10 protein-coding genes are annotated in these 13,204 nt (G+C 71.3%); 7 read left to right on the top strand and 3 right to left on the bottom strand.

Going from position 1 to position 13,204, the window contains the following annotated elements:
* The first annotated feature begins 116 nt into the window (after nucleotides 1–116).
* Both ACSMXW_RS24795 and ACSMXW_RS24790 read left to right on the top strand, forming a co-directional pair.
* Nucleotides 117–887 carry a polysaccharide lyase family 7 protein gene (locus ACSMXW_RS24795; protein ID WP_485799466.1) on the top strand — a complete coding sequence of 257 codons (771 nt, stop codon included), beginning with the start codon at nucleotides 117–119 and terminating at the stop codon, nucleotides 885–887.
* Nucleotides 888–1,050: 163 nt separating this feature from the next.
* Nucleotides 1,051–2,751 (top strand): amidohydrolase, encoded by a 1,701-nt coding sequence (locus ACSMXW_RS24790; RefSeq protein WP_485799463.1) that lies wholly within the window; start codon nucleotides 1,051–1,053, stop codon nucleotides 2,749–2,751.
* Between the two features lie 169 nt (nucleotides 2,752–2,920).
* Here ACSMXW_RS24790 and typA read toward each other — a convergent pair whose 3' ends face one another.
* Both typA and ACSMXW_RS24780 read right to left on the bottom strand, forming a co-directional pair.
* Nucleotides 2,921–4,837 (bottom strand): translational GTPase TypA, encoded by a 1,917-nt coding sequence (gene typA, locus ACSMXW_RS24785; RefSeq protein WP_485799461.1) that lies wholly within the window; start codon nucleotides 4,835–4,837, stop codon nucleotides 2,921–2,923.
* A gap of 416 nt (nucleotides 4,838–5,253) precedes the next feature.
* Nucleotides 5,254–5,487 (bottom strand): hypothetical protein, encoded by a 234-nt coding sequence (locus tag ACSMXW_RS24780; RefSeq protein ID WP_485799460.1) that lies wholly within the window; start codon nucleotides 5,485–5,487, stop codon nucleotides 5,254–5,256.
* Nucleotides 5,488–5,579: 92 nt separating this feature from the next.
* Here ACSMXW_RS24780 and ACSMXW_RS24775 point away from each other — a divergent pair, with 92 nt between their 5' ends.
* The gene (locus ACSMXW_RS24775; protein WP_485799459.1) at nucleotides 5,580–5,870 is read left to right on the top strand and encodes a trypco2 family protein; all 291 of its coding nucleotides are present in this window, start codon (nucleotides 5,580–5,582) and stop codon (nucleotides 5,868–5,870) included.
* A 318-nt stretch (nucleotides 5,871–6,188) separates the two neighbouring features.
* On the opposite strand, the gene ACSMXW_RS24770 is transcribed toward ACSMXW_RS24775, so the two are convergent.
* Nucleotides 6,189–8,495: an ABC transporter family substrate-binding protein gene (locus ACSMXW_RS24770; RefSeq protein ID WP_485799457.1), complete on the bottom strand. Its 2,307-nt coding sequence runs from the start codon at nucleotides 8,493–8,495 to the stop codon at nucleotides 6,189–6,191.
* A 640-nt stretch (nucleotides 8,496–9,135) separates the two neighbouring features.
* Here ACSMXW_RS24770 and ACSMXW_RS24765 point away from each other — a divergent pair.
* The 4 genes from ACSMXW_RS24765 to ACSMXW_RS24750 all read left to right on the top strand — a co-directional run bounded on the left by ACSMXW_RS24765 (nucleotide 9,136) and on the right by ACSMXW_RS24750 (nucleotide 13,182).
* Nucleotides 9,136–9,450 (top strand): hypothetical protein, encoded by a 315-nt coding sequence (locus ACSMXW_RS24765; RefSeq protein ID WP_485799456.1) that lies wholly within the window; start codon nucleotides 9,136–9,138, stop codon nucleotides 9,448–9,450.
* 14 nt (nucleotides 9,451–9,464) lie between these two features.
* Nucleotides 9,465–10,289 (top strand): hypothetical protein, encoded by an 825-nt coding sequence (locus tag ACSMXW_RS24760; protein ID WP_485799455.1) that lies wholly within the window; start codon nucleotides 9,465–9,467, stop codon nucleotides 10,287–10,289.
* 71 nt (nucleotides 10,290–10,360) lie between these two features.
* Complete coding sequence (locus ACSMXW_RS24755; protein ID WP_485799454.1) at nucleotides 10,361–12,316, top strand: fumarate reductase/succinate dehydrogenase flavoprotein subunit; 1,956 nt, start codon at nucleotides 10,361–10,363, stop codon at nucleotides 12,314–12,316.
* Entirely contained in the window at nucleotides 12,313–13,182 is an 870-nt protein-coding gene (locus ACSMXW_RS24750) for a succinate dehydrogenase/fumarate reductase iron-sulfur subunit (protein ID WP_485799452.1), read from the top strand. The genes ACSMXW_RS24755 and ACSMXW_RS24750 overlap by 4 nt, the downstream gene beginning before the upstream one ends.
* Nucleotides 13,183–13,204 lie beyond the last annotated feature (22 nt).

The following is a 13,204-nucleotide window of genomic DNA, read 5'->3' as shown; positions in this document are numbered from 1 at the left end:
ACTTCCCACAGTGCCAGGACCGTTGACCACCGTCACGAAACCGTGTTACCCAAGCTCACGCACCTTTGGACTAGACCTGGCTCCTCCCCCACCACTTCGAGCCCCGAAGGACCCCCATGCGACTGAGTTCCAAGCTCCTCACGCTGGCCGCCGCCGCGGGCGTCGCCGCCTCGCTCAGCCTGCTGAGCAGCACCGCCAACGCCGCAGACCCGTCGAAGTCGCCCGGCGGCAACTTCGACCTGGGCATCTGGCAGCTCCAGGAGCCCGTGGGCAGCCCCGGCTCGCCGACCACCATCTCGTCGTCCCGACTGGAGGGCGGCTTCCAGGACTCGTACTTCTACACGGACACCCGGGACGGCGCGATGACCTTCTGGGCGCCGGAGAAGGGCGTCACGACGCCGAACTCGAACTACGCCCGCTCCGAGCTGCGGGAGATGAACCGCGACGGCAGCGCCGCGAACTGGTCGCTCAGCGGCAGCCACAAGCTGAGCGCCACGCTGCGCGTGGTGTCGGTGACGAAGAACGTCTGCGTGGGCCAGATCCACCTGGGCACGGGCGGCTCGTCCACCAAGCCGCTCGTCGAGCTGTACTACCACTCGAACGGCGACATCGTGCTCGGCACGGAGAACTCGCCCGACGGCGGCCAGACCCTGCACACCGTCGGCCATGTGTCGATCGGCAAGACGTGGCAATACACGATCGCCGTCTCCGGCGGCAACACCATCGACATGACGGTCAACGGAAGCACCACGCACTACGGCATCCCGTCGTCGTTCAACCAGTACAAGCAGTACTTCAAGGCCGGCTCGTACAACCAGTCGTCCTCGGACAGCACGACGAACGGCGCGCGGGTGGCCTTCTACGGCCTGACGGTGTCGCACGGCTGACCACACCCGTAAGGCGGCTCGGGCCCGACGGCACACCGTTCCGACGTCCGGCGGGCCCGGCGCACTGTGATCCTTCTGACACCCGCGGCTGACGGGGCGCCACGCCGTCAACTGGCAAGTGCACCGGTTACGTTGATCTCCCCCCAGAGGAAGAGAGCAACGCATGACTGACAGGCCCTCGGTCGGACGGCGTCAGATACTCAAGTCGGCCGGTGTCGCGGCCGCGGCCGGTGCGGCGGGATGGGCGACCGCCGATCCCGCCCTGGCGGCGACGCGCGGGTACGACCAGCGGCTGGCGGCGGAGAGCAGCTCGTACCAGGCGCCCGGCGACCTGGCCGACAACAGCGACGCCAAGGCCGCCGCCCTCGCCTGGATCGGCGACAACAGCGCCGAGCTCATCAAGCTCAACGACACCGTGTGGCAGCACGCGGAGCTCTCGCTGCGGGAGTGGAACTCCTCGCTGGCGGTGGCGGCCCTGTTGCAGAAGTACGGCTTCGACATCCGGTGGGGTGCCGCCGGCTTCCCCTCCGCCTTCGTGGCGACCTACGGGTCGGGCGGCCCCACCATCGGGTTCAACGCCGAGTACGACGCGCTCCCGGGGCTGTCGCAGAAGGCGGGCGTGGCCGTGCACGACCCGCTCGTGTACAACATCGACCCCTACGCCCCCACCTACGGGGCAGGCCACGGCGACGCCCACAACGCGCTCGGCACGGGTGCCGTCAGCGCGGCCATCGCCGTGAGCCAGGCCATCAAGGCCCAGGGGCTCACGGCCACCGTGAAGGTCTTCGGGACGACCGCCGAGGAACACCTCGTGGGCAAGCCCTACATGGTGAAGGCCGGGGTGTACGACGGCCTCGACGCCTTCGTCGACTGGCACCCCTTCAACGCCAACCTGGCCTTCTGGAACACCACCAGCGCCCTGATATCGGCGACCTTCAACTTCCTCGGGGCGACCGGTCACGGAGCCAACCCGCTGGGCAACAAGAGCGGGCTCGACGGCGCCGTCCTCATGGCGACCATGTCGGAGTTCCTGCGGGAGAAGAACGTGGCCCCCTCGGGCCGGTTCCACTACGCCATCGTCAACGGCGGCGGCGCCCCGAACGTGACCCCCGACTTCTGCTCCATCTGGTTCTTCGTACGGGAGGGCAGCCCGGAGCGGGCCAAGGTGCTGTACGGCAAGATCGTGGAGGCGGCGAAGGCTGCCGCCCAGGCCAGTCAGACGACACTCGTGCACCGGTTCAACTCGGGTTGCTGGAACCTGCTCCCCAACAAGGCCGGGGCGGAGCTGATGAACGACAACATGCGCACGATCGGGCCGCCGGTCTTCACCGACGCCGACCAGGACCTGGCCAAGTCCCTCCAGCGTGCCCTCGGCAAGCCGGAGACGGGCATGGCCACCTCCCTCGTTCCGCTGGCGCCGCCCCCGCCCACCTTCCCCGGCGGCATCTCCATCGACACGGCGGACGTGAGCTGGCAGACGCCGACCCTGGTCGCGCTGGTCGCGACGATTCCGGCCGGGCTGCCCAACCACAGCTGGGCGGTGACCTCCGCGGCGGCCACGAACATCGGCCACCAGGGCATGCTGTCCGCCGCGCGTTACCTCGCGGCGACGGCGGTGGACCTCATCACCCAGCCCGACCAGCTGGAGAAGATCCGGGCGGAGTTCGAGGACCGGAAGAAGGACGTCCAGTGGGCGACCATGATCCCGGAGGGGACGCAGCAGCCGCTGGTCGAGCCGCCCGCCGAGTTCCTGAAGCAGACGGGGCAGACGTGGCCGCCCGCGGGCATCTCCTGGCCGGAGAAGGAGATCATCTCCACGGAGCCCCTGGGTACCACGGGCCCCGACCTCCCGCCGGTGACCTGAGGCACCCGGCCCCCTGCCGGTGGGGGCCGCCCCGGTGCCTTCCAGGGGCGCGGGGAACTGCGCGACCAGCGCCCACCGGCCGGTGGGTGCAGACGAGACCGCAAGGGGCTCGCCCCGGTGGCCCGCCACCGGCGCATCGTCGCTGAGCGCGCAGTTCCCCGCGCCCCCTTCAGGGGCGCTTCGCGCGGGCCGCCGCACGCGCGCGCTCGCGTGCGTCCAAGTTGACCTTGCGGATCCGGACCGCCTCCGGAGTCACCTCCACGCACTCGTCGTCGCGGCAGAACTCCAGCGACTGCTCCAGGGAGAGCTTGCGCGGGGGCACGATCGACTCGGTGACGTCCGCGGTCGACGACCGCATGTTCGTGAGCTTCTTCTCCTTGGTGATGTTCACGTCCATGTCGTCTGAGCGGGAGTTCTCGCCGACGATCATGCCCTCGTACACCTCGGTGCCGGGCTCCACGAAGAGCACGCCGCGCTCCTGGAGGTTGGTCATCGCGAACGCGGTGACCGCGCCGGCGCGGTCCGCGACGAGGGAGCCGTTGTTGCGGGTGGTCAGGGTGCCGAACCAGGGCTCGTGGCCCTCGTGGATGGAGTGCGCGATGCCGGTGCCGCGGGTGCTCGTCAGGAACTCGGTGCGGAAGCCGATCAGGCCCCGCGAGGGCACCACGAACTCCATGCGGACCCAGCCGGAGCCGTGGTTGGACATGTTGTCCATGCGGCCCTTGCGGACGCCCATGAGCTGGGTGACCGCGCCCATGTGCTCCTCGGGCACGTCGATCGTCATCCGCTCCACCGGCTCGTGGACCTTGCCGTCGATCTCCTTGGTGACGACCTGCGGCTTGCCGACGGTCAGCTCGTAGCCCTCCCGGCGCATGGTCTCGACGAGGATGGCGAGGGCCAGCTCGCCGCGGCCCTGCACCTCCCAGGTGTCGGGGCGCTCGGTGTCCAGGACGCGCAGCGAGACGTTGCCGATCAGCTCGCGGTCCAGGCGGTCCTTGACCTGACGGGCCGTGACCTTGCGGTCCTTCACGGCGGTCTTGTTGTCGGCGCCCTTGCCGGTGCCGCCGCGCCCCACCAGCGGCGAGGTGTTGGTGCCGATGGTCATCGAGATGGCGGGCTCGTCGACGGTGATCAGCGGCAGCGCGACCGGGTTCTCCGGGTCCGCGAGCGTCTCGCCGATCATGATGTCGGGGATGCCCGCGACCGCGCAGATGTCACCGGGGCCGGCCTTCTCGGCGGGCCTGCGGGTGAGCGCCTCGGTCATCATCAGCTCGCTGATGCGGACGCTCGCCACGGATCCGTCCCGCTTGATCCAGGCCACCGTCTGCCCCTTGCGCAGCTCGCCCTGCTCGACGCGGAGCAGCGCGATACGGCCGAGGAAGTTGTCGGCGTCCAGGTTGGTGACATGGGCCTGGAGGGAGGCCTCCGGGTCGTAGGACGGGGCCGGGACGTGCTCGAGGAGGGTGGTGAAGAACGGCTCCAGGTTGCTGCTGTCCGCGGGCACCGTGCCGTCCTCGGGCTTGGTGAGCGAGGCGACGCCGTCCCGCGCGCAGGCGTAGACGATGGGGAACTCGATCTGCTCCTCGTCGGCGTCGAGATCGAGGAACAGCTCGTAGGTCTCGTTGACGACCTCGTCGATACGGGCGTCGGGCCGGTCGGTCTTGTTGATGCACAGGATGACCGGCATCCGGGCCTGGAGCGCCTTGCGGAGCACGAAACGGGTCTGCGGCAGCGGGCCCTCGGAGGCGTCCACGAGCAGCACCACCGCGTCGACCATGGACAGGCCGCGCTCGACCTCGCCGCCGAAGTCGGCGTGGCCGGGGGTGTCGATGATGTTGATGGTGACCGGGTCGCCGCCCTGCTTCGGGTGGTACTTCACGGCCGTGTTCTTCGCCAGGATCGTGATGCCCTTCTCACGCTCCAGGTCGTTCGAGTCCATGACCCGGTCGTCGACCTGGTCGAGCTGGTGCGCGGCGAAGGCACCGGCCTGCTTGAGCATGGCGTCTACGAGGGTGGTCTTGCCGTGATCGACGTGGGCGACGATGGCGACATTGCGGATGTCGTGACGCTCGACGGTACGAGCCATGGTGCGGCGCTTCTCCCGGGGTGAGTGATCGGCTGCGCGTACGGCTTCGTAGGCGCCCCTGCCGGGCTGGACACGCCTCGGCTCTCCCCCCATGGTACGGGGCGCGGAGCGCCTTCCCTGAAAGGGTGGTGGCGGGAGACGGGAAGGACAAAGGGCGCGGAGCGCCTTCCCTGGAAGGGTGGTGGCGGACGGTGCGGCCCCGAGGCTTCCCCCGGGGGCCCCGCACGGCGGCCCCTACCGTGCCCGGTCGCAGACCGACGTCCGGCGGGTACTCGCGGATGCGGGGCAGCAGGGCGGCCAGGATCAGTCCCATGAGCAGTACGGAGCCGAGGACGATCACATTGCCCAGCGCGGCGTGCGCCCCGGCGTCGTTCAGCCGGCCGGATACCACCCGGCCCGCGGACCTGATCGCCTCCTCAGTCGGGCAGGTGCCGGCCGCCTGCGGGCGGGGGCACGGGCTGGACCCGGGTACCGGGGAACTCCGCCACGTAGGCGCGTGCCTGGTCGACCACGTGCGCGCAGGTCAGTACCCGGTCGGGGCCGAGCAGCACGCCGGCGCCGACGATGTCCCCCTGGGTGTGCCTGATCCGGGCCGTCCAGGGCGGCCACCTTTCGAAGAGGCCGGCCCGTGACCCCCCGTAGGCCTCCATGACCGTCAGCATACGCGCGTACCGTGGTGAGCGCTCGCTCCAAGTGATGGCCGCGTTCAAGGGGGCGCGGGGAGGCGGATGGGTCCGGTTCCGTGAGTCTCGCCGAGGTGATCAGGCAGGTGCGCAACGAGCTGGGGCTCGCTCGGCGGGAGGGCGCCGGCGAGCGGCTGGGGCTCGCCGTGGACAAGGTCAGCCTGGAGTGCGGCATCCAGGTCCACCGCGCCGGCACGGCGGGGGGCGGCCTGCACATCGGGGTCGTCACCGCCGACCTCGGCGGCACGGTGGATCGTACGGCGATCCACCGGGTGACGGTGGAACTCACTCCCCAGTGGGACGGCAGCAGATTGGCGGTCCGCCGACCCGACACGACACAGGGCCGCTGACGGCGACATCCTGTGGGGCTCCGCCCCGGTGCCCCTGAGGGGCTCGTGCCCTGTGGGGCCCCGCCCCGGCCCACCCAGGGGCGCTGGGAACTGCGCGGGCAAGCCCCACCGGCCGATGGCCGAGAACGAGACCGCAAGGGGCAGCCACCCCCACGGGGCGCGGGGAACCGCGCCACCAGCCCCCACCACCCGACCGCCGGAGACAAGACCGCAAGGGGCTCGCCCCTGTGGCCCGCCGCAGGCGCGTCGTGGCTGGTCGCGCAGTTCCCCGCGCCCCGTGGGGGGACCGGGGCGCAGCCCCGCAAGAGGCGGCCGCTGCTAGTGGGTGGCCTCTCCCTCGGGGCGGCCGGCAGCCGGCGTCCCCGGGGTCCGGGGGGCGTCCGGGCGGTGGCCGGTCGAGCCCTTCGCGCCGGACTTCCGGTATCCGATGTCCTCGTAGTGCGGGTCCTCGAACCCGAAGGCGCCCACATTGGCGAGATTCCCCCGCACGGCCACCAGCTGAGGCCGCTGGTACAGCGGGATCGACCCGGCCTCCGCCCAGATCCGCGCGTCGGCCTTCCGGACGAGATCCTGCTCCTTGCCGCTGTCCAGCTCCGTCATCGCCTGGTCGAAGAGCTGGTCGATACGGTCCGTGCCGACCCGCGTGTAGTTCTGCTCGACGTTCAGCGAACCGTCCGCGCCGGGCACCGGTTTGGCGAAGATCGGGCGGGCGTCGGTGGCGGGGAACGCCGAGGCGGGCCACGAGTACAGCGCCAGGTCGTACTGTCCGGCGGCGATGTGGTCGTTGAAGTAGCTGTCGTCCGCGACCCTGGTCACTTCGGTGCGGATCCCGATGCGGTCCAGCATCCGCGCGATGCGGTCACCCACCGCGCGCAGCGCCTCGGACCCGGGCCCGGAGGGCAGCACGAAGCGCAGCAGCAGCGGCTTGCCGTTCTTGGCGAGCGGACCCGCGGGCGCGCCGGCGGGCGCGGCGGAGCCCTGCGGCGCGTACGCGCCGGGCGCACCGCCCACCGGGTGACGCCCCGCGTCCTGCCCGGCCTCCGCCTTGCCGTCCGCCCCGCCGGCCCCGTCCGCCCCGCCGGCCCCGTCCGCCCCGCCGGCCCCGTGCGCGGCATGCGCACCGCTGCCCGGCTTGTCGTCCCCCTGCTCGCCCCGCGCGTCCTGGTGCCCGCCCCGCGCGTCCTCGTGCGCGTGTGCCCCCGAACCGGGCTTCCCGTCGTCGCCCCCGTGCGCCCCCCTGCCGGTCCCGCCCGCCTCCGGCCGGGCGCCCTTCTGCGCGCCGGCCTCCCCGCCGCGCACCCACCCCGCGTCGGCGAGCAGTGCCTGTGCCTCCGCGGTGTTCTGCTCGCCGAGGGCGCCGCTGCCGTCGGCGTAGCCGTCCTGCCCGGCGAGCGCGAGGTGGCTGCCGACGGTCCTGGCGGGCAGGCCGAGCGGCTTGAGCACCAGCCGGGCCAGCTCGGCGCGGTCGATGGCGCGGGCCACGGCACGGCGCACCCGGTCGTCGGCGAGCGGGCCGGAGGAGCCGTTGAGGGCGAGCTGGGTGTAGGCGGGCTCCAGGGACTTGCGGATCACGAAGCGGCGCAGGCCCGCCTGCTCGGCCGCGTAGGCCTCCATCGCCCTGCGGTTCTTCCGGTGCGCCTCGGTCTCGTCGCCGGCGCCGTGCGCGCCCTCGCTCGCGCGTGGGGCGTCTTCCGAGCGCGCGGCGCCGGGGCGCTGCCCCAGCGGGCCCTTGCCGCCGCCGTCCCGGGCGGCCCGCGCGATGCGCTGGGCGTCGGCCGTGTCGACGTCCGCGACGTCGAGGCTGCCGGCGGCGAGGGCGGCGGCACGCTTGCCGCGCGGCACCGCCCTGAACACGATTCCGGACAGCTTGGCGCGCTCGCCCCACCAGCGGGGGTTGCGCCTGACGGTGACCTCGTCGCGCTCGCCGTCGAAGCGGGCCAGCGTGAAGGGGCCCGCGGTGACCTTGAGCTTGCGCCGTGCGCCGTCGTTGAAGGCGCCCGGGGAGCCCATGACCTCCTTCGGGTACAGCGGGGTGAACAGCGAGCGCCAGTCCGCGTAGGCCCTGCCGAAGGTGACCCGGACCTCCAGGTTGGTGCGGCCCCGTTCGATCTTCTCGATGCGGTCGTAGCCGGCGTTCCGCGCCGTCCAGTACGCGGCCTCCTTGCCGGACAGGGCGTGCCACTGGGCGGCGAAGTCCGCGGCGGAGATCTGCCGGCCGTTGCTCCACTCGGCCTCCTGGCTGAGCTTGTAGAGCACGACCTGCTTGGGCTTGGTGCCGATGACCTCGGCGGACTTCAGGTAGTCGGGGTCGGCCACCGGCCTGCCGCGCTCGTCGAGCCGGAACATCGACGGCAGGACGGTGCCGGCGATCCGGGCGGTGGCGGCGTCGGCGTCGGCCTGGAAGGTGTTGAGGGTCTGCGGCATCGTGTCGATGGCCCAGCGCACCGTGCCGCCGTCGGCGAGGCCGGCGCGGGCCGCGGGGGCGATGTCCTGGACGGCTGCCGGGCCGTCGGAGTCGTCGCCGGAGCCGCCGCAGCCGGCCAGTGCGGGCGCGGCCAGCACACCGGCCGTCAGGAACGCGACTGACCGCATGACCGACCGCAGTCGGACACCGTCGTGGGACATCTCTGGATACCTCCGGGGCCGGGCCGCCGGCCGCCCGTCAGTCGCCGGGCTCCGGCCGGTTCGATCGCCTTGGGGTGCTTTTCCCGCACCCTGGGGCGGTTATGGAGCTGATCACATCTATGGCCCCACTGAAGGCGATCCGGCCGTCCGCGAACCGCAGACACGCATCGGGCGGGCGTGAACCCACCCGGGCGGACCAATGTCGGCCCGACGAGTGATTCGCGCACCCCACGCCACACCGGACAGGAGTTCGATCCCTACTCCCTTTCGGTGGAAAGCGCTCGGCGAGGCCCTGTGACGACGCGATCCCCGGACCGTTCACCGGCCGGTCCACGGTGGGGCGCACGGGGCGCGAACGGGGCGTATGCGACGGCGGGGGACCGTGGAATTCCGGGAATCCGCGCAGATCCCTTCCCAATGCAGGAAGTGACGCGCAACACTCGCAGGCGCATGCTGGACCGTGCGAGGCCTGGGCCCCGCATACGCCATCCGCCGCACAGCGAACCGCCCGCAGAGCAGGGCCGCACCACCGGACGACGTCACCGGACAGAGAACAGCGACAAAGAGAAGAAAGGAGCACGAGACGGCACACGGGCGCTAAGGCGGGATATGGCGGAAATAGCCGGAGAGAGGGTACGTCATGGCTGTACATGATGACTTGGCTATAGTTCAGCGCTGCATCGACGACCTGTGCCGGACCGTGGGGCGACTGGAACAGGAGGTGGGTGGCGGCCTGGACGTACGGCGCGTCCGTACCGACGCCGACCACCTGCGCGAGAGCATCGCTCTGCTGCGCGAGTCGGCGGCCGCGCCCGGGGCCGCGCACAGGCCGGAGGTGGTCGCCGTCTCCGACGACCCGTACGACAGCTCTCTGTGGACGACCGCAGACGAAGCAGACGAACACGACGGCCTGGACGACGAAGGACTCGGCGCCCGGGACCGGCACGCACCCTGACCCGAGGAACCCTGTTGGCCACTGGTACCGAACCCCGACCGAGCACGACCGGCGGCGTACGCTCATCCGCCCGCGCCGCCATCGACGCCCCGCACCTGCGCATCGACCGATGGTGGCTGGCGCCCGCCGCGACCGCGGCCGGGCTGCTGGCCTTCATCGTCTACTCGACGTGGCGGGCCTTCTCCAACGCGGACTACTACGCGGCACCGTACGTCTCACCGTTCTACTCGCCCTGCCTCGCGGACAACTGCCGTGACATGGCGGGCGGCCCCAACTGGGACCTGTTCGGCAGCTGGTGGGGCATCTCGCCCGCCATCATCGTGCTGATCTTCCCGCTCAGCTTCCGGCTGACCTGCTACTACTACCGCAAGGCCTACTACCGGGGCTTCTGGGCGTCGCCGCCGGCCTGCGCGGTGGCCGAGCCCCACAAGTCGTACTCGGGCGAGACCCGTTTCCCGCTGATCCTGCAGAACATCCACCGCTACACGTTCTACGCGGCGCTGCTGGTGGCCGGGGTGCTCACCTACGACACCGTGCTCTCCTTCCGCGACGAACACCACCACTGGGGCCACATGGGCCTCGGCACCATCGTCTTCCTCGTCAACATCGTGCTGATCTGGGCGTACACGTTCTCGTGCCACTCCTGCCGGCACATCGTCGGCGGACGCCTGCGGCACTTCTCGAAGCATCCCGTGCGCTACCGCCTGTGGGGCTGGGTGGGGAAGCTCAACGCCCGGCACATGCAGCTCGCCTGGGCGTCGCTGATCAGCGTGGCGGTCGCCGACTTCTACGTCTTTCTGCTCGCGAGCGGCGCCTTCAGCGACCCGCGGCTCTTCTAGCCCCGCGACTGCCTGGGGGTCCACGATGACGGTGGACCCATGACTGCTCTGGATGGGATGCGACACAAGCGATGGCTCAAGTGGAACGGCAGCAGTGGGACGTGGTCGTGGTCGGCGCAGGAGGCGCCGGGCTGCGGGCCGCGATCGAGGCGCGCGAGCAGGGCGCACGGACGGCGGTGATCTGCAAGTCCCTGTTCGGCAAGGCGCACACGGTGATGGCGGAGGGCGGTATCGCCGCCTCCATGGGGAACGTGAACGCCGGTGACAACTGGCAGGTGCACTTCCGCGACACGATGCGCGGCGGCAAGTTCCTCAACCAGTGGCGGATGGCGGAGCTGCACGCCAAGGAGGCCCCGGACCGGGTCTGGGAGCTGGAGACCTGGGGCGCTCTCTTCGACCGCACCAAGGACGGCAGGATCTCCCAGCGGAACTTCGGCGGCCACGAGTACCCGCGCCTCGCCCACGTCGGCGACCGCACCGGGCTCGAACTGATCCGCACGCTCCAGCAGAAGGTCGTCTCGCTCCAGCAGGAGGACTTCAAGGAGCACGGGGACTACGAGGCCCGTATCAAGGTCTTCCAGGAGTGCACGGTCACCCGGATCCTGAAGGACGATGACGGCCGGGTCGCGGGCGTCTTCTGCTACGAGCGCGAGTCCGGCCGGTTCTTCGTGATCGAGGCGCCCTCGGTGGTGCTGGCCACCGGCGGCATCGGCAAGTCGTTCAAGGTGACCTCCAACTCCTGGGAGTACACGGGCGACGGCCACGCGCTGGCCCTGCTCGCCGGGGCGCCGCTGCTCAACATGGAGTTCGTGCAGTTCCACCCGACGGGCATGGTCTGGCCGCCGTCGGTGAAGGGCATCCTCGTCACGGAGTCGGTCCGCGGCGACGGCGGCGTGCTGCGCAACTCCGACGGCAAGCGGTTCATGTTCGACTACGTCCCCGACGTCTTCAAGGAGCAGTACGCGCAGACGGAGGAGGAGGGCGACCGCTGGTACGACGACCCGGACCACAACCGCCGCCCGCCCGAGCTGCTGCCCCGCGACGAGGTCGCCCGCGCCATCAACTCCGAGGTGAAGGCGGGCCGCGGCTCCCCGCACGGCGGCGTCTTCCTGGACGTCTCGACCCGGATGTCCCCGGACGTGGTGCGCCGCCGGCTGCCGTCCATGTACCACCAGTTCAAGGAGCTGGCGGACGTGGACATCACGGCCGAGCCGATGGAGGTCGGGCCGACCTGCCACTACGTCATGGGCGGCGTCGCCGTCGACTCGGACACCGCGGCGGCCCGCGGGGTGCCGGGCCTGTTCGCCGCGGGCGAGGTCGCCGGCGGTATGCACGGCTCCAACCGGCTCGGCGGCAACTCCCTCTCCGACCTGCTGGTGTTCGGGCGCCGGGCGGGTCTGTACGCGGCCGAGTACGCGGCGGCGGCCGAGGGCGGCCGGCCGGTCGTCGCCGACGCCCTGGTGGACACGGCGGCGGCCGAGGCGCTGCGGCCGTTCTCCGCGGAGGGCCCGAAGGGCGTGGCGGAGGAGGCCGCCGCCGGTCTGCCCCCGGAGAACCCGTACACCCTGCACCAGGAGCTCCAGCAGACCATGAACGACCTCGTCGGCATCATCCGCCGCGAGGGCGAGATGGAGAAGGCCCTGGAGAAGCTGGGCGAGCTGCGGGTGCGGGCCCGGCGCGCGGGCGTCGAGGGGCACCGGCAGTTCAACCCCGGCTGGCACCTCGCGCTCGACCTGCGGAACATGCTGCTGGTCAGCGAGTGCATCGCGCGTGCCGCCCTGGAGCGGACCGAGAGCCGCGGCGGCCACACCCGCGAGGACCACGCCGGCATGGACCGCTCGTGGCGCCGGGTGAACCTGATCTGCCGGCTCGCCGACCCCACCGGCGGCCTGGCCGCCACCGATCCGCAGCGCGGGCAGATCGACCTGACCCGCGAGGAGACCGAACCCATCCGTCCCGACCTGCTGGCCCTCTTCGAGAAGGAGGAGCTGGTCAAGTACCTCGCCGAAGAGGAGCTGTCCGAGTGACCACGGCACCATCCCAGAGCGCGCAGGGTTCCCCCTCCGAGGGCTCCCCGTCGAGCGGCCCCGCCTCGCCCGGCACCGCACCCGCCGGCGCCGCGGGCCAGTCCTACGAGGCGCACTTCCGGGTCTGGCGGGGTGACACCGACGGGGGCGGCCTTCAGGACTACCGCGTCGAGGTGAACGAGGGCGAGGTGGTGCTCGACATCATCCACCGCCTGCAGGCCACCCAGGCGCCGGACCTCGCGGTGCGCTGGAACTGCAAGGCGGGCAAGTGCGGTTCGTGCAGCGCCGAGATCAACGGCCGGCCGCGGCTGATGTGCATGACCCGGATGTCCGTCTTCGACCGCGAGCAGACGATCACGGTGACGCCGATGCGGACCTTCCCGGTGGTGCGGGACCTGGTCACGGACGTCGGGTTCAACTACACCAAGGCCCGTGAGGTGCCCGCGTTCGTCCCGCCGGAGGGGCTCGGCCCCGGCGAGTACCGGATGCAGCAGGAGGACGTGGACCGCTCGCAGGAGTTCCGCAAGTGCATCGAGTGCTTCCTGTGCCAGGACACCTGCCATGTGGTGCGTGACCACGAGGAGAACAAGACGGCGTTCGCCGGGCCGCGCTTCCTGATGCGGGTGGCCGAGCTGGACATGCACCCGCTGGACGCGGCCGAGGCGAGCGGCCTGGACCGCAAGCGCACCGCGCAGGAGGAGCACGGCCTCGGCTACTGCAACATCACCAAGTGCTGCACCGAGGTCTGCCCCGAGGGCATCCGGATCACCGACAACGCCCTCATCCCGCTGAAGGAGCGCGCGGTGGACCGCAAGTACGACCCGCTGGTGTGGCTGGGCAACAAGATCCGCCGCCGGGGTCAGTAGCCGGTCCCCGGTTCCCGGTCAG

This window comes from Streptomyces sp. DSM 116793 (assembly GCF_057320905.1).
This window is presented reverse-complemented; position numbering and strand designations above follow the sequence as displayed.

What these genes read in the sequence shown, in the direction of transcription:
- ACSMXW_RS24795 (WP_485799466.1), top strand. Translation starts at nt 117, where the DNA reads ATGCGACTGAGTTCCAAGCTCCTCACGCTGGCCGCCGCCGCGGGCGTC.
- ACSMXW_RS24790 (WP_485799463.1), top strand. Translation starts at nt 1,051, where the DNA reads ATGACTGACAGGCCCTCGGTCGGACGGCGTCAGATACTCAAGTCGGCC.
- typA (WP_485799461.1), bottom strand. Translation starts at nt 4,837, where the DNA reads ATGGCTCGTACCGTCGAGCGTCACGACATCCGCAATGTCGCCATCGTC.
- ACSMXW_RS24780 (WP_485799460.1), bottom strand. Translation starts at nt 5,487, where the DNA reads ATGGAGGCCTACGGGGGGTCACGGGCCGGCCTCTTCGAAAGGTGGCCG.
- ACSMXW_RS24770 (WP_485799457.1), bottom strand. Translation starts at nt 8,495, where the DNA reads ATGTCCCACGACGGTGTCCGACTGCGGTCGGTCATGCGGTCAGTCGCG.
- ACSMXW_RS24765 (WP_485799456.1), top strand. Translation starts at nt 9,136, where the DNA reads ATGGCTGTACATGATGACTTGGCTATAGTTCAGCGCTGCATCGACGAC.
- ACSMXW_RS24755 (WP_485799454.1), top strand. Translation starts at nt 10,361, where the DNA reads ATGGCTCAAGTGGAACGGCAGCAGTGGGACGTGGTCGTGGTCGGCGCA.